This is a genomic window from Aliivibrio salmonicida LFI1238 (assembly GCF_000196495.1).
GTDB classification, from domain to species: Bacteria; Pseudomonadota; Gammaproteobacteria; order Enterobacterales; family Vibrionaceae; genus Aliivibrio; species Aliivibrio salmonicida.
Genome location: NC_011312.1, coordinates 2,483,781 through 2,507,862 on the forward strand (window position 1 = coordinate 2,483,781; position 24,082 = coordinate 2,507,862).

Here is a 24,082-nt window from a genome sequence, read left to right on the forward strand (position 1 = left end):
TGTTATTCTCCAGAATCAGTTTGAGTAGTGGTAAGAGGAATTGACATGGTGAAGCACGCACCATCATCTGGTTTTGAATACAAATCTAATTGCCCTTTGTGTGCTCGGCAAACCATTTGAACAACCGCCAGACCAAGACCGGTGCCTTGTGACCGTGTTGTAAAAAAGGGTTCCATAATTTTATCTTGTAGCTCAAACGGAATACCGGGGCCGTTGTCTTGCACCGATATTTTTAAGAAACCGTTAACGGGTCGAAAAAAGACATCAATTTGAGCGCCTTTTCCAATGACCTGAATCGCATTCATAATGAGGTTACTGATGGCACTTGCAATGGCGTTTGCATTTCCCATCATCGTTGTATGTTCATGCTCAACTTCTAAGTAGTAATCAACGTTATTCGATTGCAATGCGGTTTCTACCATTGGGCGATATTCGGCAACAAGCTCTGCAATTGAAAAAGGTTTAACCACTTTATTGTCGCCGCCTTTGGCAAACAACAGCATGTCATTCACTTGTTTTTCTAGATCATGAAGTCTATCAACAAGTTTGGTTTGAAATCGTTTGTGTGTCGCGGCAGGGAGATTTGGAGAGCCTAGATTAGAGGCATATAGCATGGCGCTTGATAGTGGCGTTCTTACTTGGTGAGCCAAAGAAGCCACCATTTTACCTAATGAAGATAAACGCTGTAGATCACTGACGCGAGATTGTAATAGCCGTGTTTCCGTCAAATCCGTAATAAGAATCAACTGGCCCGTCGCAGACGCAGAAATAGCTAAACGTACTTTTCGTCCACTGCGTAAAGAGATCTCGTGACCATCATCTTCTTTAGGATCAAACGATCGTTGAATTACTTCAAACCAACGTTCACCTAATAATGGCGGACCTAATAACTTAACCGCTTCGGGGTTTACTTCACACACAATACCTTGGGTATCCAATAGGATCACCCCAGCAGGCATAACATCAAGCACTTGCTTATATCGTGTATTTTGCTCTTCTACTGAACCAAGAAGTGAGTAAGATTCACTCTCAATATTACCTTGCATATATTTATTTCCCGCCAAAACAACAAAAGGGCTAATGCATTTTACATGCCAGCCCTTTTACTGTTACTTATCAACAAGTTAAATTGAAAACTTATTGACAGTGACGAGTCAATTAATTGTCACACACTATCTGACGTCATCTTTATTTAAATTGTATTTACGCATTTTCTCAACAAGAGTTGTACGGCGCATACCTAACATATCAGCAGCACGAGCAACGATGCCGTTCTGAGCTTCTAATGCTTGGCAGATCATATTAACTTCGACATCCGCAAGCATCTCTTTTAGATTTAATCCATCTTCAGGTAAATCACTTGAAGAAGGCCCAAAACTTTGATTATTTACTTGAGGTACACCATCATCATTGAAGTTTGCAAACATATCCGCTAACGCAGCTTGCTCTTGCTCTTCAATACTTTGTTGATTGTGGTTTTCTGGCTGGAATTCAGGAATATCACTGTAACGATACTTAGTGGGTAAATGATTAACGTCAACCGACTCACCAGGAAATAAGATCATTAAGCGTTCAATTAAATTCGCCAGTTCACGAACGTTACCCGGCCAATGGTGTTCCATTAATGAATTAACAGCACGAGGCGTTAAGCGCACACGAGTACTGCCCTCCGCTTCCATTCTTGTCAGTAATTCTTGCAGTAATAACGGAATATCCTGTTTACGTTCACGCAAAGCAGGCATTTCAATTGGGAAGACATTTAAGCGGTAATAAAGATCTTCACGAAAACTGTTATTTTCAATCATGTCGTCAAGATTACGATGCGTTGCCGCAACAATACGTACATCCGCTTTAATACTTTGATTACCACCAACACGCTCAAAACAACGCTCTTGAAGTACTCTAAGTAACTTCACTTGCATCGACATTGGCATATCACCGATTTCATCTAAGAAAAGCGTACCACCTTGAGCCAATTCAAAACGACCTTTACGAGCAGTGATTGCCCCAGTAAATGCGCCTTTTTCATGACCAAAGAGTTCACTTTCAAGAAGATCAGGAGGAATCGCACCACAGTTAACCGGTACAAATGGTCCTTTACGACGAGGAGAATGATAATGCAGATTACGAGCAACCACTTCTTTACCCGTACCAGATTCACCCAATACAAGTACACTTGCTTCGGTACCAGACACTTGCTCAATCAAATGACGAACGGCGCTAATCGCTGAACTTTGTCCAACCATACTACGAAATAACGTATTTTTTCTACCAAGATGAGGAATACCTAAGCCACGACGACCCATGAATTCTTGACAATGACGCAAGGCATCTGTCAGTTGAGGATAGTTAATCGGTTGATTCAATTCACCCACATAGTTGGTTAAATCCTCAATATCATGCGTAGCCCCCGCAATCATGATAACGGGAATATGGTTATGAGAAACCAGTGAGTGTTTGATTGATTTTTTTAAAGATTCATCAGTAACTTGACCTAAAAAGCATGCGCTCCAAGGATCACTCCAGTCAAAAGTAGACAGTTCTGATGTTGAGATAGCATGACAATGCTCGCCAATAAACTCAAGAATTACCTCAAGATTATGTCGGTTCTGATCGTCATCTTCAATAATTAGTGTCTTTGCTAAACCTTGCATAGGAGTGTGATATGCCTTAATTCTTTGATTTAATTGGCCAATTCATTGAACAGCAACAAAATTGTTCCACCATTTTATAGCATAAGAAAAATAAGGCAACCATGAGCGTCAATCTATCGACGCCATATCGTCACTCGTACGGCAAATGAGAGGTTAGTATAATAATTTAAAACTAAATTTGATTTATACGTAATTGTTATATTCCGACTTGATCTGCTGTCAAATTATGAAATTCAGCCGGAATTTGGTCCCATGCGGATTTTATTTCACGCAGCATCTCAACCACATCATCAATCGGTTGAGCTTCATTATTTTGATTTGCTTGTGAAATTTGACGGATCATAAAATCATACAGAGAATCTAGGTTGCTCGCAATGTCACCACCGTCATCCATTGATAAACAAGAACGTAAACTAATTACGATATCTAATGCTTTACCAAGACGCTCGCCTTTTACAGCCGTATTGCCCTGTTGCATTGCAGCTTTCCCTTGGATCAGGCGCTCAATTGCACCAGCCATCAACATTTGAATGACCTTATGAGGTGATGCAGCACTTAATTGGCTATCAATTGATACCTTTTTATATGCCTGTAGTGAGCCTCTCATCGTATTTCCTCAGTATTATTGAAATTTTCTATAGAGCTGAACCGATTTTTTCGCATGGTTCAACTTTTGATAATCTAATGCAAATTTCTGACTTAAAGTGGTCATTTGTTTAATGATCAATTCCGTTCGTGCAATTGCGGTTTGCCATTCAGTAGAATTCACTATTTCTGACACTTGCATGCAGTCATGCAAAAGTTGTTCCCGATCTGATAAAAAAGTAGCCAGCAATTCAAAATTAATATCGTGGGCTTGATATTCTTGTTGTAATTGCTGATCTAATTCGTTTAATTTTGCTAATAAATCCATCGGTAACACCTTTTTGGGCTTCTACTCTACTTGTTAACCTAACGCATTCATCATGCCAGACAATTGGGCTTTCATTTTCCCTGTCACATCTTGCATGTTGGCAAATTTATTGCGAGTTCGCTCTTGAACGCTGTCCATTCGACGATCTAAATCAACTTGTTGATCATTTAAACGGTAATTCTGATCACGTAACGTATTCATACGTGTACGAATTGGCCCCGCGACCCCAGTCATACTTTGAATAACGTCTTCAACTTTTTTAGCAAAACCTTTAGAACCGTCAAAAAATGTGTGCATTTGACTGAAGTTCTCATTCAATTGACGATCAAGCATTGCATCATTGATTTCTAAAGAGCCTTGACGAGTGGTTGAGATACCAAGCTCGATCAAGGTTTTTATCCCTTTAGGTGCCGATTCTACTGGAGCAACAAAGACTGACTTTAAACGAGATTCAGCAGAACGAACGACACTGTCCCCAGCCAATGGACCACTTTGCCCTGTCGCAGGATCAAACCCACTCAGTGATTGCGTGGTTTGATAAAACTGGTTATAGGTTGTTACAAACTGCTCGATAGCGGCTTTCACACTCGCTCGGTCAAACTCAACGTCTAATTCAACACGTTTACCGTCTTTTGTGGTTGTATTCTTTAATGTTAAATCAATGCCTTGAATTGCATCTTGAATAACATTGGTGTCACTACTAATTCGAGCTACACCATCTAATACCACTTTAGCACTGGTTGCCGATTGCACTTCTTGAAGCCCTGAATAAAGGGGCTTTCTTGGCTTCATTTGATCCACTAAATCTTCAATGGGCTCTAGCTTTTTCTTCGCTATTTCTTTAAGTGCAGTAGGAACTTGTTCAATTTTTTCTTTTGCTATCTCAACGACGTCTTTCTTTGGCGCAGGTTGAGATGGTTCATAAGTAATGCCTGCGGCATTAAATACGGTGTCAGGTGTTTGTCCAATTTCGGCAAGGGCTTCAGCGGCTGATTGATCGCCTTGCTTTGCCGCTTTTGCTAATTCAATTTTTTCATCAGCACTTGGTAATGCGGCTTGTAATGTACCTGCTGTTCTTTCACTCCAACCAGACATGCCAGAGGTAGGATCCGTTGGGTCTTCTAACGTAGACAATGCCGCTGTCGCTTCTTGCTGCTGAACGATTTCTTTTGCCGCTTGATCAAGTTCAGCCGTCTCACGTTTTGCGTTATCAATAAGTGGTTTGAAATAAGCAAATTTCTCTTCATCTGACAGATCTTTCACTTCTTCTTTTGTTATTTGAACTGGCGCTTGAGGAGATTGTTGCGCTAATAACGTCGGAATATCGTATTCAGTCGACACTGAAGGATCAAAATCAGGATTAAATCCAAAACGATGCAATGTATTATTATATTTAGCTTTTACATCGATTTTGATTTCATTGCTTTCCCCTGGTTTGTCAGAGGCAAGAATCAGACGAGATCCGCCATCGTCTTTAACTATAGAAGACTGCACTCCCGGATTACCAGGCGCGCTGTTAATTTGTCGTACAATGTCGGTGATTTTATTCTGATCACCAACGACCGTCAGTGAGAACTCTTTTTCACCAAGATGAATCGTTAATTCACCAGGGCCAAATCTTGCGTCCTCTTTTACTGGGGACGATGCTAACTTTTGTGCTTGTGCCAATTGCAATACATCAATCGAGTATTTACCGGCAAGCGCATCTGGTGATGCAGTGGCATGAACGGCATCTTCATTACTGGTATTCACACTTCTCGAGGCAAACGTATCCTCTTGACGAAAAGTCGCCATCAGAGTTTTCATAGTATCTAACGATTCTTGCAGACGACCATAACCACTGATATTCATGTCTATGTCTGAACGCTCACGGTCGATGCGCTGCTGCTTTGGTAAGCGCTCGCTTTCAACTATTTTGCTCACCATAGAATTAATATCTAGGCCACCACCCATCCCCATCGGGCTCATACTCATGAATCGTTTTCCTCAATTAATGGTTTATATCTTCATTGCGATTAACCCTGATGCACTAGCAGCAAGATCTCTAGCAACTTCCAACATCTTTTCGTCGGGGATCTGGCGAATGATATCACCAGAGCTAACCTCAATAACGGTAATAACCTGCCGCCCTGATTCTTCATCAAGACGAAACGACAGTCCTCGATCTAAACTTTTTACGTGTTCATTTAACTCTTTTACCGCGTTATGAAGTTATTCTTTCTTTTTTGTTTCAAGCTTTTCCTGTGCTTCGACGACAATGGCTTGGCTAGGAGTCAATGATTCTGAATGCTCTACTGGCACGGCCTGCGCGTCTGTTTTCACAGAAGGTGTTGGTTGTAGACTAGAACTAGCAATTTGCGTGCCGTCATTTGAAGAAAGAGAGGAGAAGATTGATGAAGAGACAGATGATAAGTTCATAATATTTTCCGCCTAATACGAAAAAAGACAGCAAGAGTAGCGTCTCCTGCTGTCATATTTCAGTAAGTGGGTTGACGATGAAGCCGCCCACCTACCTATTCATGTGTTATTACTTAATCGATACGATTAACGTAATAGACCTAGAGCAGCATTTGGCGCTTGCTTAGCTTGAGCTAAGATAGAAGAGCTTGCTTGCTGTAGGATTTGTGCTTTAGTCATTTCAGTTGTTTCTTTCGCGAAATCAACGTCTTTGATTTGGCTCTTAGCAGAAGAAACGTTTTCGTTAATGTTGTCTAAGTTGTTGATTGTGTGACCCATACGGTTTTGAGCAGCACCTAGCTCAGAACGGTGGCTATCAACAAATTTCATTGCTGCATCAACAACCGCTACTGCGTCTTGAGAACCAGCTACAGTCGTAACATCAATGTTACCCACTGTTTTTTGAGCTTGAACAGCGTCAGACATACCAGTTTCGTTCGCTAGAGCACCAGAGAATGCGATTTCGCCTTCGATTGTGCCTTTAGCTGCGAATACTTGTAGCTTGCCATCTTCACCAACAGAAGCGCTAACTTTGTCAGTTTGGCCGTTGATGTAAGTTGCTACTTCTTCGATATCGTCGCCAGCTTTAGCGTTGATAGAAACAGATTGATCTTCGCCAGATTTGTCTGTGAAAGAAATAGTCATGTTTGCGTCTTTACCAGCAGTCCAACCAGCAGCAACACCTTCTTTCGCAGTGAAAGATTGGCCACCCATGTTAGCTTCGTCTGCACGTAGGTTGTTCAAAGTAAGCATTACTGCTTCACCAGAATCAGCACCAACTTGGAAAGATTTAGTACCGAAGTTACCGTTAAGTAGACGAGTACCACCAAAAGAAGTTGTTTCAGCAATACGGTTCATTTCATCAGAAAGAGCCGTTACTTCTTGTTGGATCGCGCCACGGTCAGCGTCAGTGTTTGAACCATTTGAAGATTGCAGTGCAAGGTCACGTACACGAGAAAGAATGTTTGAAGTCTCTTTCATTGCGCCTTCAGCAGTTTGCATCATAGAGATGCCGTCGTTTGCGTTACGAACCGCTACGTCTAGACCACGAGTTTGCGTGTTTAGACGGTTAGAGATTTGTAGGCCAGCAGCATCATCTTTAGCACTGTTGATTTTGCTACCAGAAGACAGACGTTCCATTGATTGGTTAACGTCAGATGTTGCGCTGTTTAAGTAACGCTGTGCTGTCATTGCTGATACGTTAGTATTTACTGTAATAGACATAAATAGATCTCCTAAGGAAAATTGTTCAATGGTGGTTTAGTCTCATCCTCCAAACCAGCCATTGATTCTCACATATATTTAATAAAGCGTATCTCAATGCACTTTGTAGACTCTCACCTCTACAAAATACATAACGAGATAGCCTAAGTTTAATGTTTAAAAGTAAGTCAGACTTACTCATGAGCTGTTGGGAAGGTATCCAGCGTGTCGCATAAACGCCCATTCTCACAAGTATTTACTATGCTGATTAGCCCAACAGGCCTAATGCTGCATTTGGTGCCTGCTTAGCTTGAGCTAGAATTGAAGAGCTCGCTTGTTGCAGGATTTGAGCTTTCGTCATTGCTGTCGTTTCTTTAGCAAAATCAACATCTTTGATTTGGCTGTTAGACGCATTAACGTTCTCATTAATATTTTCTAAGTTGCTGATAGCGTGGCCAAAGCGGTTTTGGAAAGCACCAAGGTCTGCACGGTTTGAATCAACGTATTGCATTGCTGAATCAAGAATCGCAACGGCTTTTTGTGAGCCACCTACGGTTGTGACATCGATGCTTTTTACTGTATCGGCAACCTTGTTACCCATACCTAATTCACTGCTTAGTGAACCACCAAATTTAATATCACTCGCGTCAGCAGATGCAAATACTTGCAGTTTGCCTTCACCGGTAACAGATGCGTTTATCGCGTTACTTTGACCATTGATGTAAGTCGCTACTTCTTCAATGTCGTCGCCAGTTTTCGCATTGATTGAGATGTTTTGCTCTTTGCCGTCTTTATCAACAAAATTCATTGTTAATTCTGAGTTCTCAGCGCCTACTTTCCAGCTTGAATCTTTGCCTTCAGTCGCTGAGTAAGTTGAACCACCCATATCTGTCGTATCAGAGCGCATGTTATTCAGTGTTAGCATTACTGCTTCACCTGAATCTGAACCGATTTGGAAAGACTTAGTACCAAATTGACCATTCAGTAGGCGAGAACCACCAAATGACGTTGTTTCTGCAATACGGTTTAACTCGTCATTCAAAGCAACCACTTCTTCTTGAATTGCGCCACGGTCAGCTGATGTATTTGAACCGTTTGAAGATTGAAGTGATAAATCGCGCATACGTTGAAGGATGTTCGTTGTTTCGTTCATCGCGCCTTCAGCAGTTTGCGCCATTGAGATACCATCGTTTGCATTTCGAACTGCAACATCTAAGCCGCGAGTTTGAGAAGTTAGACGATTTGAAATTTGTAGGCCAGCCGCATCATCTTTTGCACTGTTAATTTTAAGACCTGAAGACAAACGCTCCATTGAGCTGTTTAGGTCGTTAGTTGCGTTGTTTAAGTAACGCTGTGCCGTCATTGCTGATACGTTTGTGTTTACATTTATAGCCATAATCTTATATCTCCGCTTTGGTTTCGAACCACTCCGCTCCTGGATTGGAAACCGTATTAATCATCGTTAGTACTTAACTTAACGACCTGATTTCAAATTACTTTAGAAAAACTTTTCATTTTTTAAGTTTTTCTTTTTCAAGAATTTTCAATTTTTCAGGCGTTATGCTTTGGTAATTACGTTATCGCTCGATCTCAGAAAGTCTTTAGTAAAAAATGCAAAAAAAACGAAATTAATTGGGATGAAAGGTAAAATGTGAGGAAGATCTCTGCAAATAGATGATTATTGATGACTTTATAAACAAAAAGAAAAGCCAATCCAATTTACAGTACGATACTTTATTTATAGCGCTAATATAAAAAACAAAATAATGAAATAAAAAGCATAAAAAAGCCGAGGTAATCCCCGGCTTTGGCATAGTGTGAGAGCACTATTACCTTAGAAGCTTTTCACTGTCGACTATCTTAATAGACCAAGAGCTGCGTTTGGCGCTTGCTTAGCTTGAGCTAAAATAGACGAACTTGCTTGTTGAAGAATTTGAGCTTTTGTCATCTCTGTCGTTTCTTTTGCAAAATCGACATCTTTAATACGGCTATTAGACGCAGATACGTTTTCATTAATACTATCTAAGTTAGAAATCGCGTGACTAAAGCGGTTTTGGAATGCCCCTAAATCGGCACGATTAGAATCAACAAACTGCATTGCCGCATCCAGTATCGCCACTGACTTCTGAGAGCCCCCCACTGTCGTTACATCAATACTTTTTACGGTTTCAGCTTGAGCTGCGCCCATTTTTAGTTCGCCAGCAAGAGAACCACCGAAGCTTACTTCACCTTTCACTTTATCATTAGAGGTCACAATCTGAAGCTCACCCTTTTCTGAGACAGAGGCATTAATAGAATCCGTTTGACCATTAATGTAAGTCGCAACTTGCTCAATGTCATCGCCAGCTTTCGCATTAATAGTTAGCTCTTTCTCTTCGCCTGCTTTATTTAAAAACGAGACTTTTAATTCTGAATTTTCAGCATTAACTGCCCAACCAGCACCAAGCTCTGTTTCTGCCTTATAGCTTGTGCCACCCATTGATGCAGAATCTGAACGCATGTTACTTAAATTCAGCATGACGGCTTCACCAGAATCAGCACCGATTTGGAAAGACTTAGTACCAAACTGACCATTAAGAAGACGTGAGCCACCAAATGACGTTGTTTCTGCAATTCGGTTTAGTTCATCATTCAATGCACCCACTTCTTGCTGAATCGCTTCACGATCAGACGTGGTATTTGATCCATTTGAAGATTGAAGCGATAAATCACGCATACGTTGCAGAATGTTGGTTGACTCATTCATCGCCCCTTCTGCGGTTTGTGCAATAGAAATACCATCGTTAGCATTACGAACAGCAACATCTAAGCCACGAGATTGTGACGTTAAGCGGTTTGAAATTTGCAAACCAGCCGCATCGTCTTTCGCGCTGTTAATTTTATAGCCAGAAGATAAGCGTTCCATTGATTTATTTACGCCATCTGTTGCATTGTTCAAGTAACGCTGAGCCGTCATCGCTGATACGTTCGTATTTACTGTAATCGACATAGTGGTATCTCCGTTTAGTTTTCCGATTGTTTTCCGGAGTTCGGAAAACTGAGCTTCATTATTCGGTGCTACCAATCCTAACCAGTAGCCCCTGATACTTAATTTAGCGACGGTTAAAAATAAACCTTTATTGTTTTCTTTATAAAATAACCGATTACTTTATGAACCATGATCGTGCTTCAAAGTTTTTAAAATCTGACAGAAAAATAGCTCAAGTTTTAAGCCAACCCGCCAAGTGAACAGTATCTCATTGATATAAAAAGAATCTTTTGAGTACTTTATCAACAAAGGGCGCATTCTCTGTCTTTAGTAAGCGTGCGGGGAACTACACCTTGTCTTTTACATTCCAAGGTAAAAGTGAATCGATATCTGGCGATCCAACACATAAACGATCTAGACAATACCTAATATAATCGTAAGGGATTAATCCGTTTGCCTTTGCTGTTTCTACAATGCTGTAAAGCATTGCACTTGAATCTGCACCAGCCGTTGAACCCGAAAATAACCAGTTTTTCCGGCCGATAACAAACGGTTTAACCGCTCGCTCTGCTCGATTGTTATCAATAGATAACAATCCATCATCAATATAACGAACTAATTTATCCCATTGATTTAATGTATAGCTAATCGCCTCACCTAATTTTGTTTTAGGTGATACTCGACTAACTGCGCTATCAAGCCAATCACGGAGCTCTTTAAGTAAATCGCGGGCTTCTGTCTGCCTAGCAACATACTTGGCTTCAGGGGAAGCCTCTTTTAATAACGATTCGATCCGGTATAGCTTTTGGATTTTACTCAATACCCAATCTGCACTCCCTGTTTTCCCTTTTACTTGAACACGTTGAGCCCTCAATAAATCGTCGACGTGCGTGTGCCCAACAGCCAACTAAAATCGCTTCAGTTTGTTCATAACCTTGGTAACCATCGGTATGTAAATACCCGTTATAACCTTTTAAAAAGTTAACTGGATGGTAGCCATGCCTGCTAGATTGATAATCATAAAGTACAATTCCAGGCAAAACACCAGAGCCTGGAGAATCATAGCCAGAGCAGTAGACCCACATATAACATTTTGCTTTTTCAACATCCAACACATTTACCGTTGTTTCATCACAATGCAGAGTGGGTTGTTCAAGCAAAATACGATGTAACTCGTTATTAAGAGGGGTAAATAGTACCGAGCATTTTATTAACCAATCCGCCATCGTTCGCCGTCCAATAATGATACCCCATTGCTGAAATAACGTTTCTTGACGATAAAGTGGAAGACTGTATTGAAATTTAGCCGTAATAATTTGAGCAAGTAAACTTGCGGTCGCAATCCCTTTAGGGATTGGTGACGCTGGCATTGGGGCTTGTTTAATGTCTACTGAAGTATTGTTTTTTTCACAATTTCGGCAAGCATATTTAGGACGAACATGTTGAATAACTTCCACTTTAGCTGGTACAAATTCCAACTTTTCACTGATGTCTTTACCCATCGCATGCATCTCTAGACCGCAACACTTACAAGTTTTATCTTTTATGTCGTGGATAATAACAGTACGCGGTAAGTCTTCAGGTAAGCGTTGGCGTTTTGGCTTTTGACGAGTGTAGGTAATCGTTTGTGTGTCATCATTTTCAATGATGATTTCTTCTTCTGTTTCATTGAATAAATCAAATTGAGTCGAGTCAGATTCACTGCTTTTACCAAAGCGCTGATGTTGAGCCAGTCGAAATTGCTCTAGAAGACGGTTATATTTATTTTCAAGCTGAAGCACAAGTGCTTTCAGCTCGTCAATGGTATCAGGAAGTGGTTTTATTTTATCAATCATGTAGATGACTATATAACGATAATACAGGTAATCAATCGGTTGCCTCCTATTCTTGACTGAGAATCAACTATTTAAAGGGTTGTTTGATAATGTACCGGTTGATGTCCTAAGATATCAAAACCTTGTAATAGCAGTGTCAGTTGCTGCTCTGATAATGCTAACGTATCGTTATTTATATTTCGTGGCCATTTGAAGCGGTCTTCATCTAATCGCTTGTACCATAAAGCGAATCCTGTTTTATCCCAATACAATATTTTGAGTTTATCACGAGGCTTATTGCAAAATATAAATAGAGCATCACTAAACGGTGATAGTTGCATTTCTTGCTCAACAATCACGACAAGGCCATTAATGGCCTTGCGAAAATCGACAAAATCACGATGAAGATAAATGGTGGAAACATCAGTAAATAACCTGAATTCTGGATAAGGCTGAACTAATTGCCCACCTAACGATCAGATCTTTCGACCAAGAATTATTTGAACGTATTTTAAAAGGTGGGCAAGATGAATAAATTAGTTGATATATTTTGTGATGTCGATGATTTTTGTTATCAATTCTTATCTCAATGGGAAAAATACCTTGTTGAGGCTAGTGAGAGAAAAAGAAAACGTCAGTCAGTAATGTCTACTAGTGAATGTATGACTATTGTCATCGCTTTTCATCAATCAAATCATAGAGATTTCAAGAACTTCTATATCGGGTTAGTTCATCAATATTGGAAAGGATACTTTCCAAATTTACTTAGCTAACCTGAATTCTGGATAAGGCTGAACTAATTGCCCACCTAACGATCAGATCTTTCGACCAAGAATTATTTGAACGTATTTTAAAAGGTGGGCAAGATGAATAAATTAGTTGATATATTTTGTGATGTCGATGATTTTTGTTATCAATTCTTATCTCAATGGGAAAAATACCTTGTTGAGGCTAGTGAGAGAAAAAGAAAACGTCAGTCAGTAATGTCTACTAGTGAATGTATGACTATTGTCATCGCTTTTCATCAATCAAATCATAGAGATTTCAAGAACTTCTATATCGGGTTAGTTCATCAATATTGGAAAGGATACTTTCCAAATTTACTTAGCTACACTCGATTTGTGAGCAAAATGCCTAGCCTAATCGCCCCAATGTGTGCCTATTTTCAATCTATCAAAGGTAAGCCGACTGGCATTGCTTTTGTTGACTCCACGAGTCTTAAAGTATGCCATAACATTCGAATTCCTCGCCATAAAGTCTTTGATGGTGTTGCGAAAAGAGGAAAAGGTACCATGGGATGGTTTTTCGGCTTCAAACTTCATTTATTGATTAACCATCTTGGAGAAATTATTTCGCTGAAAATCACAGCTGGCAATGTAAATGATAGGACTCCTGTACCTGATTTATGCAAAGAACTCTCGGGGAAATTGTACGCTGATAAAGGGTACATAGGTAAAAAGTTGAGTGAGAGCTTAAAGAACTCTGATGTCGATTTAGTGACTACCTCGCGAAAAAACATGAAAGCAAAAGAGATAAGTGCTTTTGATAAGGCTATGTTATCAAAGAGATACATTATCGAAACGATAAATGACCAATTGAAGAATATCTCTCAAATTGAACATAGCCGTCATCGTAGCGTGACTGGTTTCATGCTAAATGTAATTTCAGGCGTTGTGGCTTATTGTTTAAAAAAACAAAAGCCACGAATTAAGCTATCAGAATGTGAATTTGAACTAATCCTCGCTTAAAGCATGTTTTATCCAGAATTCAGGTTAGCTACACTCGATTTGTGAGCAAAATGCCTAGCCTAATCGCCCCAATGTGTGCCTATTTTCAATCTATCAAAGGTAAGCCGACTGGCATTGCTTTTGTTGACTCCACGAGTCTTAAAGTATGCCATAACATTCGAATTCCTCGCCATAAAGTCTTTGATGGTGTTGCGAAAAGAGGAAAAGGTACCATGGGATGGTTTTTCGGCTTCAAACTTCATTTATTGATTAACCATCTTGGAGAAATTATTTCGCTGAAAATCACAGCTGGCAATGTAAATGATAGGACTCCTGTACCTGATTTATGCAAAGAACTCTCGGGGAAATTGTACGCTGATAAAGGGTACATAGGTAAAAAGTTGAGTGAGAGCTTAAAGAACTCTGATGTCGATTTAGTGACTACCTCGCGAAAAAACATGAAAGCAAAAGAGATAAGTGCTTTTGATAAGGCTATGTTATCAAAGAGATACATTATCGAAACGATAAATGACCAATTGAAGAATATCTCTCAAATTGAACATAGCCGTCATCGTAGCGTGACTGGTTTCATGCTAAATGTAATTTCAGGCGTTGTGGCTTATTGTTTAAAAAAACAAAAGCCACGAATTAAGCTATCAGAATGTGAATTTGAACTAATCCTCGCTTAAAGCATGTTTTATCCAGAATTCAGGTTAAATACATTCATGATTGATACCCTTTTAATAAGAGTCCTATCCAGTGAGGTTCAGTATTAGCTGGCAATGTTAATCGCAATTTTCCGATAGAAAGTTGAATATCTGGTAATTGTGGAGTGGCGATGATAGTTGATGTTAACGCTTCTACTTTCAAGAAAGTAGAAGCGTTAATCTTTTGTTTCCATCGTGCTTTACGTGCACTAAATGTCTTTGGCAGAATATTATGGTTACGACAAAATTCAGCGGCACTAAGCTTGCTAGATTGCTGAGATTCAAATAGAGCGTGCCATTGCTCTGGTGTTCTCTTTTTATCTTTTTGCATAATTACGTTCTCGTTAAATGAAAGATCGTAAGATACGCATAATGAATTTTATTTGTTAGGTGTAGTTCCCCGCACGCTTACTGTCTTTAAACGTCACTTACCTTTTCTCTAGGCGAAAAAAAACCAGCTCAATGCTGGTTTAATAAAAAGAGAAAAGACATTCACTCTCTCATTAGCCTAATAATTTTAATGCAATGTCAGGAGATTGCTTTGCTTGCGCTAATATTGTCGAACTTACCTGTTGTAAGATCTGTGCTTTCATCATTTCTACGGTTTCTTTTGCAAAGTCCGTGTCTTCAATTCGACTATTTGACGAAGCAATATTCTCATGAATATTATTTAAGTTATTAATTGCATGACCAAATCGATTCTGAAATGCCCCTAATGTCGCTCGCTCTTGATCAACAAAACCCAATGCCGCATCTAAGGTCGCAATCGCTTTTTGTGAACCACCAACACTGGTCAAATCTAAATCATTCACCGTATCAAAAACAGCACCACCAACCGCTAACTCGGCGGATAAGGTTCCACCAAACGTCACAGCACTGGATACCAAGTCCCCCGCTGTAAATAACTGCAGTTGCCCGTTATCATCAACAGACGCTTGAACCGTATCATTTTGCCCATTAATGTAAGTGGCTAGCTCTTCAATATCATCACCCGCTTTCGCTTCAATCGTGATCTCTTGTGCTTTGCCTTCTTTATCATTAAAAGACAGGGTTAACGTTTGACGGCCTTCTGGCACTGTCCACCCTTTGTTTAATTGGTTTTGAGAGGTGTAATTAAAACCGCCCATCGCTAATGTATCTGATCGCATGCTGCCTAGCGTGAGCTGAACTGCTTCACCTGCGTTAGCGCCAATTTGAAATGTCGACGTACCAAATTGACCATTCAATAAACGGCGACCACCAAAAGACGTTGTTTCAGCAATACGATTAAGCTCATCGTTTAATGCGTCTGACTCTTCTTGAATCGCTTGTCTATCTTGAAGGGCATTAGACCCATTCGACGATTGCAAAGCCAAATCGCGCATGCGTTGGAGGATATTGGTGCTTTCATTCATTGCACCTTCCGCCGTTTGAGCAATAGAAATACCATCATTCGCATTACGAACGGCAACATCTAACCCACTCATCTGCGCTTGCAATCGATTCGATATCTGCAAACCGGCGGCATCATCTTTCGCGCTATTAATACGCTTGCCGGATGAGAGGCGCTCCATTGACTGATTTAAATGGTCGGTTGCTTGATTTAAATATCGCTGTGCCGTCATTGCAGACACATTGGTGTTTACCGTTACAGACATAACAATCTCTTAATGAATTTTTATCTTAATAAGTATATCGGCCTAAATACTCAAAGCTTAACTGATATTTTGATGCTGACAGCGCTCACTACTTTCTATTTGATAATAGCGAGGATCAATACCTTCACTTTTCAATAGTTTAATAAGTGCAGGATCTGAACACCCTTCACCTAAGTAGTGTTTCAAATCCTTTTTTGATGAGTGTTTCACTTTGTATTTAGGCACATTAAAGCACGAACCATACCCTTGAATATGACTGTTGTCAGGGGTAATCCCTTTCTCTTCAAAATAGGAGACGACGCTAGAATCAATGCATGACTTTGCTAAAATAAACGAATCAGAATTGGAAACAGATAAAGAAGAATACTGCGGTTGAACACTTAATGCAGAAAAAGGCAGAGAACTTAATAATAAAAAACGTAAGAATGAATTCACAACATGACCTTACTTAAATAAATAGACAGTAAGTCATCGACCGTTGTGTGATTTTCTAAATAAAATAGGGTGAAATTTGAGGGAAAGCCCCTTGCGGGGCATAAAGCTAGGTTGGTTTTTTATGAGGAGATCTGTGAGAAGAACCACAAAAAACCAGTTACCTAAAGCTTGCCAACAATCAGTTGAACAAGAGGTTGATGAGAGATGAGAGCACCTCTTGTTCAATCTTAATGACTGTTGTTCGTTACTATTACTGCAGTAATTTTAGTGCAGCGTTTGGTAACTGTTTCGCTTGAGCAAGAATAGACGTACTAGACTGCTGAAGGATTTGTGCTTTTGTCATGTTTGTTGTTTCTTTAGCAAAATCAGTATCTTTGATTCGGCTGTTAGAAGCAGACACATTCTCTTGAATGTTAGACAAGTTGTTGATGCTGTGACCTAGACGGTTTTGTTTCGCACCTAAATCAGCACGTTCACGGTCAATGTAAGCAAGCGCTGAATCGATAACACCGATAGACACTTGTGCATCACCAACAGACGTTACGTCCAGTTTATCAACCGTTGCTTTAGTACCAACGCCGCCAGCTAAACCTAGCTCTGAAGCAAGATTACCAGAAACCGCTAATTCACCTTCAATTGATGGTTCAGCAACAAACAGTTGCAGTTTACCTTCATCACCAACAGACGCAGAGATCTTGTCTGATTGACCATTGATGTACGTTGCTAGCTCTTCAATGTCATCGCCTGCTTTAGCATTGATATTGATAGAAACCGCTTCGCCTTTCTTCGTAGTAAACTCAAGTTTTAAGTCGTTTTTACCCGTTTCAACGTTCCACTCAGCTGTTTTTCCGTTTTCAGAAACAAAACGCTGACCGCCCATGCTGTCGTCGTCAGAACGTACAGATGGCAGTTTAATAAGAATAGCTTCGCCTGAGTTTGCACCAATTTGGAATGCAGATTCACCAAACTGACCATTAAGTAGTCGACGACCACCAAATGACGTTGTTTCAGCGATACGGTTTAATTCATCAGATAGCGCGTGTACTTCTTCTTGGATTGAAGAACGATCTTGGTTTGAATTAGAACCATTTGCCGCTTGCAATGACAAGTCACGCATACGTTGAAGGATGTTTGTCGATTCATTCATCGCACCTTCAGCCGTTTGAGCGATAGAAATACCATCGTTCGCATTACGCATAGCAACATCAAGACCACGAGTCTGAGCTGTTAAACGGTTAGAAATTTGTAGACCAGCAGCGTCATCTTTTGCGCTGTTGATTTTAGTACCTGAAGACAAACGCTCCATTGAATTATTTAGATCATTTGTTGCGTTATTCAAGTAACGCTGTGCAGTCATCGCAGCTACGTTAGTATTTACATTTACAGCCATGGTTGCTCTCCTTCGGCTTCGTTTTCACGAAATCAATTTCTGCTCTATTCAGAAATATTTAAAATTCATAGTTAATATTAGCCACAATTGGCCAATGATTATCAATGTCACAAATTCATATTCGTACTCATACCAAAATCAGTAGAAATACAATTAAGGACTAACATACAAAAGCAAAGCTTCGAACTCTACTTTGCAACTGCTATGCCACTATTTACCATTGGCAAACTGTGAACTACTCAGTCATAGTTATTAGATAGCATAAGATGTGCCAGTTTTATCAAAAAAAGGAAGTAATACGAAAATAAACTGACAATTAATTTGTTTTCAATGACTTAATCAATACAATTTTCATGGTCATCATTAGAGAGTAAGGTTATCACTCTTTCTTTTAGTAAAAAATTACGTGTATTTAATCACGGAATTTCTCATTTACGCGGCAACAAAATTAATGAAGCGGCAACGATATTCCCATGCAAAAAACTGATAATTCAATCAGTTAGCAATCAATAAAAAAGCCCAGTATTTCTACTGGGCTTTTTTATTTCAAATGAATGTCCGTTACACGTAATTAAATAAAGTAATGTCTTTTACTTTACCAAACGCTTGCTGTGAAGCTTGAAGCGCACGGGTGTTTTCATTAAATTCAATCACTGCTTGAGCGTAATCAAGATCTTCTATTGAGCTTAATGATTTTGAAATTGTTAAATCAAAATCTTGATGTTGTGATTCTTGTTGGTCAAGTGTGTTCTGTCTCGTACCTACTTCTGCTCTTGCTTGGCTTAAATGAATAAACGCCGCATGAAACTCTTCAGTCACTTGATGTAATTCAGCCGTGCTAGACGCATCTGAAACATCTTTCATTGATAGTTCTTGTGCTTTTTTAAACGCATCAAAAATGCTGATGGTTTTCTTTGGTTCTAATGTAATGGCATCGCCCGCTTTTAATTGCCCACGAACCTGAATATCAACGCCTTCGTATTTAATCCCTTCTGCTGGATTAAATTGGGCACTTTTTACGACACTGCCATCTTGAGATAACTGGTAATTGTATTGCCCATTGTCTGCAGCACTAAAAGCGACTTGGTACGTTGACGTGTCGGTGTAATCCATATTTTTTGCTTTTGACAGCAATAACTCGGACCCTTCTTGAAGTGCATATTGTGGGTCGTAATCACCAAATGGATTTTTAATCTCAGTAAACAGTTTATTACCTGCATCATTTACAGCAACTTCAATTGAACCTGACACTTTTAAGTTACGTTGGTAGTCATCACCCGCGTAGGTCACTGTTCCATCATTTGCTCTAAAAAAAGGCTGAGTTTTTGATTTAGTTCCTGAGAATAAGTAATTGCCTGATTCATCTAACATATTGGTTAGATTTAAAAAGTTATCAGCAATCCCTTTAATGTCTTGGGCGTGAGCATAGCGGTCTTCTGGTGCAAGAGAACCGTTAATCATTTCCATAACACTACGTTTAGCATCATCGGCAAATTGCTCAGCATTCGCAATCGCAACTTCATGACGCTCTAAACGGTTACGAGCTAATACAATGGTATCGCTGTATTGACGTAATTCTTCTTTTTTCTGCGTTAAATTTTGTGCGTATAACGCAGCAACAGGATCATCCCCTGCCGTTAATAGCTTTTTACCTGAAGCCAATTGTGCACTGTTATGATGCAATTTCACTTCTTGGCGAGAAATATCATTCTGCACTGATTGGTAATTATGAAAGCTTGAAATACGATTTAACATATCTGATGCCTCTTAGTTACGATAATTGCAGAATTGTATTAAACGTTTCATCTGCCGCTTTCATTATGCGAGAAGACGCCATGTAAGCTTGTTGAAACTTCATCATGTTTGCCGCTTCTTCATCCAAGTTAACACCAGAAACAGACGCAACGCGACTTTGTGCAGCTTCGGTCTCTACACGTGCAACTTCGGTTAAACGAGTGGCGGTTGCTTTTTTAAGGCCAACTTCTGTATTTACGTTTTGGTATAAGTCGATCACCGTTGAACGGCCTTCGTCCATGACCTTACGAGTTTGCAGACCTTGCATTAGCAACAAGTTACCGTTATCCCCCTCTGATGGAACGAGGTTTGCTGCAAACTTATCATTTGCGGCAGCACCACCAGACAATTCAAACGTAGTTCCACCGACAGTCACTGGACCTTTTGGCGGATAGGTTTGTGGCTCAAGTAACATTTTGCCTTTCATGTCTAACACAGCAAATTGATTCGCTGCTGGAGAAATCACAACTTGGAACTCTTTTAAGTCGCCTGACTGTAATACTTTAAATTTCGCATTACCTGTCGCAAACGTTGCAGAGCTCGCATAACTTTGTGCCGCAATTTTCTCAGCTTCGTTCATTTCAAGCTTCATGTCGCCAGCCGCAAGACGGGTTGGACGAAGTAATATACGCTCACCGGCACTTAGTGGTTCGCGAATTTCTACTCGCATGCCATCTAAGAAAAAGGTCGATGGGTTACCGGTTGGATCTAAGCGTTGTACTTCGCCTGTAGGTCGGGTCACCGTATATTGGCTGCCATCGTATTTAAGGGCGTAATCACCGGCTTTCAATAAGCTGATGTCGTCAATAAATACACCGATTTCTGCTGAAGAATCACCAGGAATAATGGCACGACTACGAACGGCTTGTTCTGAGTTTACGTCAGAGAAAATATTTGCACCGACCTGCCCACGTAAATCAATGGCTTGACTTTGTAAACGGTTAACTTCACTGCTGAAGCCTACGGCTACTCGGCCTAGTTCATCCATAATCGTAGGGATCGTTTTATCGCGCAGCTCAAACAATGACGATAATTTACCGCCAATGCTGTCATGCTGAATGGCTTTAACACCATTGCCTTCAACCATCGCTAGTCGACGCTGTAATGGGTCAGGCGTTCCTTGAATCATCTTCAATTGACTTGATTCAGTACCAGACACTAACATGTGCCCACCACCAATTAAGACATTGAATGAATTCTCATTGTCACGTTTTGTGATCGTTACTTTTGTGTATTGAGACAGCTCTTTAATTAACTTTTCATGACGGTCCATTAGGTCATTGTGCGGACCAGGGGTCTTAACCATCATCTTGTTAATGTCTTTTAACTCTAGAGCAATACCATTCATACGCTCTACAGTAAGATCCATCTTTTTATTTACGTCGGCATTTTGCTGACGTACATTTTCATAAAAGTCGTTCAAGCTTTGTGAAATAAGACGTGATTTTTCAAGGACGACTTTACGTGCGCCGATTTCGTTAGGGCTATCAGAAAGCGTTTTTACGGCATCAAACCAATCATTAATGTTTTCAGGAATACGTTTAGCGCCAATAGACGACATCATATTCGTAAGAACATCAAGATTTGCTTCTGTATCCATCGAGTAATTTAGATTGGTTGTCGATAGGTTCAGTTCATTGGTTGCGAACTGATCAAACGAACGTCGCACAGCGGCAACATGCACGCCTGCGCCGAGGTTTGCACCTGACACCCAATGAGGCATATTTGTTTCTTGAACTACCGATTGACGACTAAAGCCTTCAGTATTAACGTTGTTAATATTGTGACTGGTCGTATTCAGTTGACGCTGCGCCGTAAGCACACCTTGTGTACCTAGATTAAGCAGATCAAGTCCCATGTAGCCTCCAAAAAACTCTATAAAAGATGCAGTAAAATTTCCTAACAAATCTAATATAGCAATCAATGTGCCAACTTTTATTTTGTTAATTATCAACAAGATAAAGCGACACTACTGAGACTATAGGAAACGATTGCCTCTTTTTATCCTCTCTCTCACCTTTCTTTGCCTCTTTCCTTTTATAAGCGGCAATAAAAAATCCTGCCACTTAGATTTAAGAGACAGGATTCAAGAGGTTACATTGTGAGCGATTATTTTAGTAAGTCTTCAACCGTCTTCATTACGCTCATTACTTTACTTGAGTAATTAGGATCCGTTGCATAACCCGCACTGTGAATGCCTTTAATAAAGCTTTCTGAACTTTGTGTTTGTTGCAATGCGCGTTCATAACGTGGATTTTGATTTAAGAAACGCACAAAGTCACTGAAGCTTTCTTCATAATTGTCGTATGAACGGAAAGCGGCATTCTCTGAAACGGCAATGTTATCGTGATATTCCAACGTATTTTTAGCGATCTTATCGCCTTGCCAGCTTCTGTCTGCTTTAATGTTGAATAAGTTATGGCTTGAATCCACTGAATTCTTGATAACTTTCTTACCCCAGCCAGTTTCTAATGCGGCCTGAGCGATTAATACATTTGAATCAATACCTAAGGCCTTTGCCGCTTTTTCAGCGTATGGCTTCATCGTATCAACAAATTGCTGAGGTGAATCAAACTTCTCAGACTGTTGAATTTGTCTTGCCGCTAGCATTTGTTCTAATTTAACGGCCGATGGTGATTCGGTTTGTGACGCTTGTTTTGCCGCAGACAGGGGTTGATGCTCAGCAGGCAAACGCAATGTTTCATCCGTTGCCGCTCTTCGCATTGCCACTCGTGCATTTTGCTCTAAATTCTTGCCATTGTGCACTGGCGGTTCTTGATTTAGTGAGGCACCAAGTTGTGCAACAATCATATCCGCTAATCCTAGCGAGCCTTGCTTTGATAATTCGGTCGACATTTGGTCGTCACGCATTTGCTCAAAGAACTTTTGATTATCACTGCTCATCATGTCTGATTTAAATGAACTATTAGCATTACGCATTGATTTAAAAAGCATTTGTGTAAAGATCGATTCAAACTGCACAGCCGCCGCACGCAAGGCTTTGTCTTGGCTTTCTTGATCGCCATTTACCGCACTTTTACGTAATTTATCTAGGCCACCCACATCGTGGATAAAGCCAACGTCTGTCATATTTACTGAATTATTCATCGTCACACTTATTATTTAAAATCAGGCCAACTAACACTCTATTAACTAGAGCAAGTTTAATGCCAAGTCGTCGTGCTGCTAATTTTGTAAATAACAAACATAAAAAAACGCACCTCAAAAAAGTGCGTTTTTAGAATCATTGAAATCAAACTTAAATAATGATCAGTTGGCCTTCAATTGCGCCTGCTTGTTTCAACGCTTGAAGAATCGCCATTAAATCGGATGGTGCTGCACCAACCTCATTCACCGCTCGAACCAAATCATCCAACGTTAAGCCCGGTTCAAATTTAAACATCTTACCCTGCTTTTCGGTTACTTCGATGTCAGAATCTTGTGTTACAACCGTTTTTCCATTACCGAATGGTCCCGGTTGACTCACTTGTTGGTTTTCTTTGATTGCTACCGTCATTCCACCGTGAGTTACTGCGGCCGCTCTTAATCTAACGTGCTTACCAACTACAATCGTACCAGTACGAGAATTCACAATAATTTTTGCTGAGCCATCTGCTGGATCAAAGTTAACATTTTCTACCGCAGACAAAAATGCAACTCGTTGGCTAATATCTCGGGGAGCTCGAACTCGAACAGAAGTCGCATCAACCGCTGAAGCCATATTAGGGCCAAGGAAATTATTGACCGCATCAGCCATACGTTGAGCGGTTGTAAAATCTGAATCTAATAAGTTGAAAGTAATGAAATCACCACGACCGAATGGCGACGGCACTTCACGCTCAACCATTGCACCACCAGAAATACGGCCGACTGTTGGGTTATTACCCACAATTTTAGAACCATCAGCACCGGTTGCACTAAAACCACTCACAATTAAATTACCTTGTGCAATGGCGTATGTTTTTCCATCCAAGCCTTTTAAGAAGGTCTGTAATAACGTACCACCACGTAAGCTTTTTGCTGAACCTACAGATGAAACCGTAATATCGACCACTTGACCTTGCTTTGCAAAAGCTGGCAATGTCGTAGTGACCATTACTGCTGCTACGTTTTTCGTTTTTGGTTTTGTGCCTGGTGGCAATTGAATACCAAAGTTTTGCAACATGGCATTGAAACTTTGATCGGTAAATGGCGTTGATTCGCCCGTTCCCGGTAAACCAGAAACCAAACCATAGCCGATTAATTGGTTACTACGAACTCCTGCAACTTCTGACACGTCTTTAATACGTGCCGCTTGTGCAGTAGAGATACTTAGGCATAACCAAGTAAGAATTAAGGTAACTAGGTTTTTCTTCACGTCAAAACTCCAACGATTCGTCATTA

At 40.2% G+C, this 24,082-nt stretch carries 19 protein-coding genes and 4 pseudogenes; 3 read left to right on the top strand and 20 right to left on the bottom strand.

The window, feature by feature from the left end:
- Positions 1-2: 2 nt before the first annotated feature.
- The 12 genes and pseudogenes from VSAL_RS12105 to tnpB form a co-directional block, all read right to left on the bottom strand.
- Positions 3-1,046, bottom strand: coding sequence for a sensor histidine kinase (locus VSAL_RS12105; RefSeq protein WP_012550813.1), 1,044 nt, complete (start codon positions 1,044-1,046; stop codon positions 3-5).
- 126 nt (positions 1,047-1,172) lie between these two features.
- A complete protein-coding gene (locus VSAL_RS12110; RefSeq protein ID WP_012550814.1) occupies positions 1,173-2,654 on the bottom strand; it encodes a sigma-54 dependent transcriptional regulator in 1,482 nt (493 codons plus the stop codon).
- 196 nt (positions 2,655-2,850) lie between these two features.
- Complete coding sequence (fliS, locus tag VSAL_RS12115; protein WP_012550815.1) at positions 2,851-3,261, bottom strand: flagellar export chaperone FliS; 411 nt, start codon at positions 3,259-3,261, stop codon at positions 2,851-2,853.
- 15 nt (positions 3,262-3,276) lie between these two features.
- Complete coding sequence (locus VSAL_RS12120; protein ID WP_012550816.1) at positions 3,277-3,567, bottom strand: hypothetical protein; 291 nt, start codon at positions 3,565-3,567, stop codon at positions 3,277-3,279.
- 33 nt (positions 3,568-3,600) lie between these two features.
- Positions 3,601-5,541: a flagellar filament capping protein FliD gene (gene fliD, locus VSAL_RS12125; RefSeq protein WP_012550817.1), complete on the bottom strand. Its 1,941-nt coding sequence runs from the start codon at positions 5,539-5,541 to the stop codon at positions 3,601-3,603.
- A 24-nt stretch (positions 5,542-5,565) separates the two neighbouring features.
- Positions 5,566-5,763, bottom strand: a pseudogene (locus VSAL_RS23910) (flagellar protein FlaG); the annotation flags it as partial.
- A 15-nt stretch (positions 5,764-5,778) separates the two neighbouring features.
- The gene (locus VSAL_RS23915; protein WP_231850848.1) at positions 5,779-5,985 is read right to left on the bottom strand and encodes a hypothetical protein; all 207 of its coding nucleotides are present in this window, start codon (positions 5,983-5,985) and stop codon (positions 5,779-5,781) included.
- Positions 5,986-6,111: 126 nt separating this feature from the next.
- Complete coding sequence (locus VSAL_RS12135) at positions 6,112-7,248, bottom strand: flagellin (protein WP_012550818.1); 1,137 nt, start codon at positions 7,246-7,248, stop codon at positions 6,112-6,114.
- A gap of 247 nt (positions 7,249-7,495) precedes the next feature.
- Complete coding sequence (locus VSAL_RS12140; RefSeq protein WP_012550819.1) at positions 7,496-8,623, bottom strand: flagellin; 1,128 nt, start codon at positions 8,621-8,623, stop codon at positions 7,496-7,498.
- 459 nt (positions 8,624-9,082) lie between these two features.
- Positions 9,083-10,216, bottom strand: coding sequence for a flagellin (locus VSAL_RS12145; protein ID WP_044583308.1), 1,134 nt, complete (start codon positions 10,214-10,216; stop codon positions 9,083-9,085).
- A 325-nt stretch (positions 10,217-10,541) separates the two neighbouring features.
- Positions 10,542-12,030: pseudogene (locus VSAL_RS12150) on the bottom strand (IS66-like element ISVsa2 family transposase).
- Positions 12,031-12,101: 71 nt separating this feature from the next.
- Positions 12,102-12,422 carry an IS66 family insertion sequence element accessory protein TnpB gene (tnpB, locus tag VSAL_RS12155; protein ID WP_044583309.1) on the bottom strand — a complete coding sequence of 107 codons (321 nt, stop codon included), beginning with the start codon at positions 12,420-12,422 and terminating at the stop codon, positions 12,102-12,104.
- Positions 12,423-12,536: 114 nt separating this feature from the next.
- Between tnpB and VSAL_RS12160 the strand changes: the two are divergent.
- From VSAL_RS12160 to VSAL_RS12170, 3 genes and pseudogenes are all read left to right on the top strand, one after another.
- A pseudogene (locus VSAL_RS12160) lies at positions 12,537-12,779 on the top strand (IS982 family transposase); the annotation flags it as partial.
- Positions 12,780-12,875: 96 nt separating this feature from the next.
- Positions 12,876-13,757, top strand: coding sequence for an IS982-like element ISVsa6 family transposase (locus VSAL_RS12165; RefSeq protein ID WP_012548944.1), 882 nt, complete (start codon positions 12,876-12,878; stop codon positions 13,755-13,757).
- 23 nt (positions 13,758-13,780) lie between these two features.
- Positions 13,781-14,425: pseudogene (locus tag VSAL_RS12170) on the top strand (IS982-like element ISVsa6 family transposase); the annotation flags it as partial.
- 34 nt (positions 14,426-14,459) lie between these two features.
- On the opposite strand, the gene tnpA reads toward VSAL_RS12170, so the two are convergent.
- From tnpA to VSAL_RS12210, 8 genes are all read right to left on the bottom strand, one after another.
- A complete protein-coding gene (gene tnpA, locus VSAL_RS12175; RefSeq protein WP_012548925.1) occupies positions 14,460-14,774 on the bottom strand; it encodes an IS66 family insertion sequence element accessory protein TnpA in 315 nt (104 codons plus the stop codon).
- Between the two features lie 172 nt (positions 14,775-14,946).
- Positions 14,947-16,080 (bottom strand): flagellin, encoded by a 1,134-nt coding sequence (locus VSAL_RS12180; protein WP_012550821.1) that lies wholly within the window; start codon positions 16,078-16,080, stop codon positions 14,947-14,949.
- A gap of 57 nt (positions 16,081-16,137) precedes the next feature.
- A complete protein-coding gene (locus VSAL_RS12185; RefSeq protein WP_012550822.1) occupies positions 16,138-16,515 on the bottom strand; it encodes a hypothetical protein in 378 nt (125 codons plus the stop codon).
- 250 nt (positions 16,516-16,765) lie between these two features.
- Positions 16,766-17,905, bottom strand: a complete 1,140-nt coding sequence (locus VSAL_RS12190; protein ID WP_012550823.1) for a flagellin — start codon at positions 17,903-17,905, stop codon at positions 16,766-16,768.
- A gap of 561 nt (positions 17,906-18,466) precedes the next feature.
- Positions 18,467-19,660 carry a flagellar hook-associated protein FlgL gene (gene flgL / locus VSAL_RS12195; RefSeq protein ID WP_012550824.1) on the bottom strand — a complete coding sequence of 398 codons (1,194 nt, stop codon included), beginning with the start codon at positions 19,658-19,660 and terminating at the stop codon, positions 18,467-18,469.
- Between the two features lie 16 nt (positions 19,661-19,676).
- The gene (gene flgK / locus VSAL_RS12200) at positions 19,677-21,557 is read right to left on the bottom strand and encodes a flagellar hook-associated protein FlgK (protein WP_012550825.1); all 1,881 of its coding nucleotides are present in this window, start codon (positions 21,555-21,557) and stop codon (positions 19,677-19,679) included.
- A gap of 251 nt (positions 21,558-21,808) precedes the next feature.
- Positions 21,809-22,807 carry a flagellar assembly peptidoglycan hydrolase FlgJ gene (gene flgJ / locus VSAL_RS12205; protein ID WP_012550826.1) on the bottom strand — a complete coding sequence of 333 codons (999 nt, stop codon included), beginning with the start codon at positions 22,805-22,807 and terminating at the stop codon, positions 21,809-21,811.
- Between the two features lie 151 nt (positions 22,808-22,958).
- Positions 22,959-24,080, bottom strand: coding sequence for a flagellar basal body P-ring protein FlgI (locus VSAL_RS12210; RefSeq protein WP_012550827.1), 1,122 nt, complete (start codon positions 24,078-24,080; stop codon positions 22,959-22,961).
- Between the last annotated feature and the right edge of the window lie 2 nt (positions 24,081-24,082).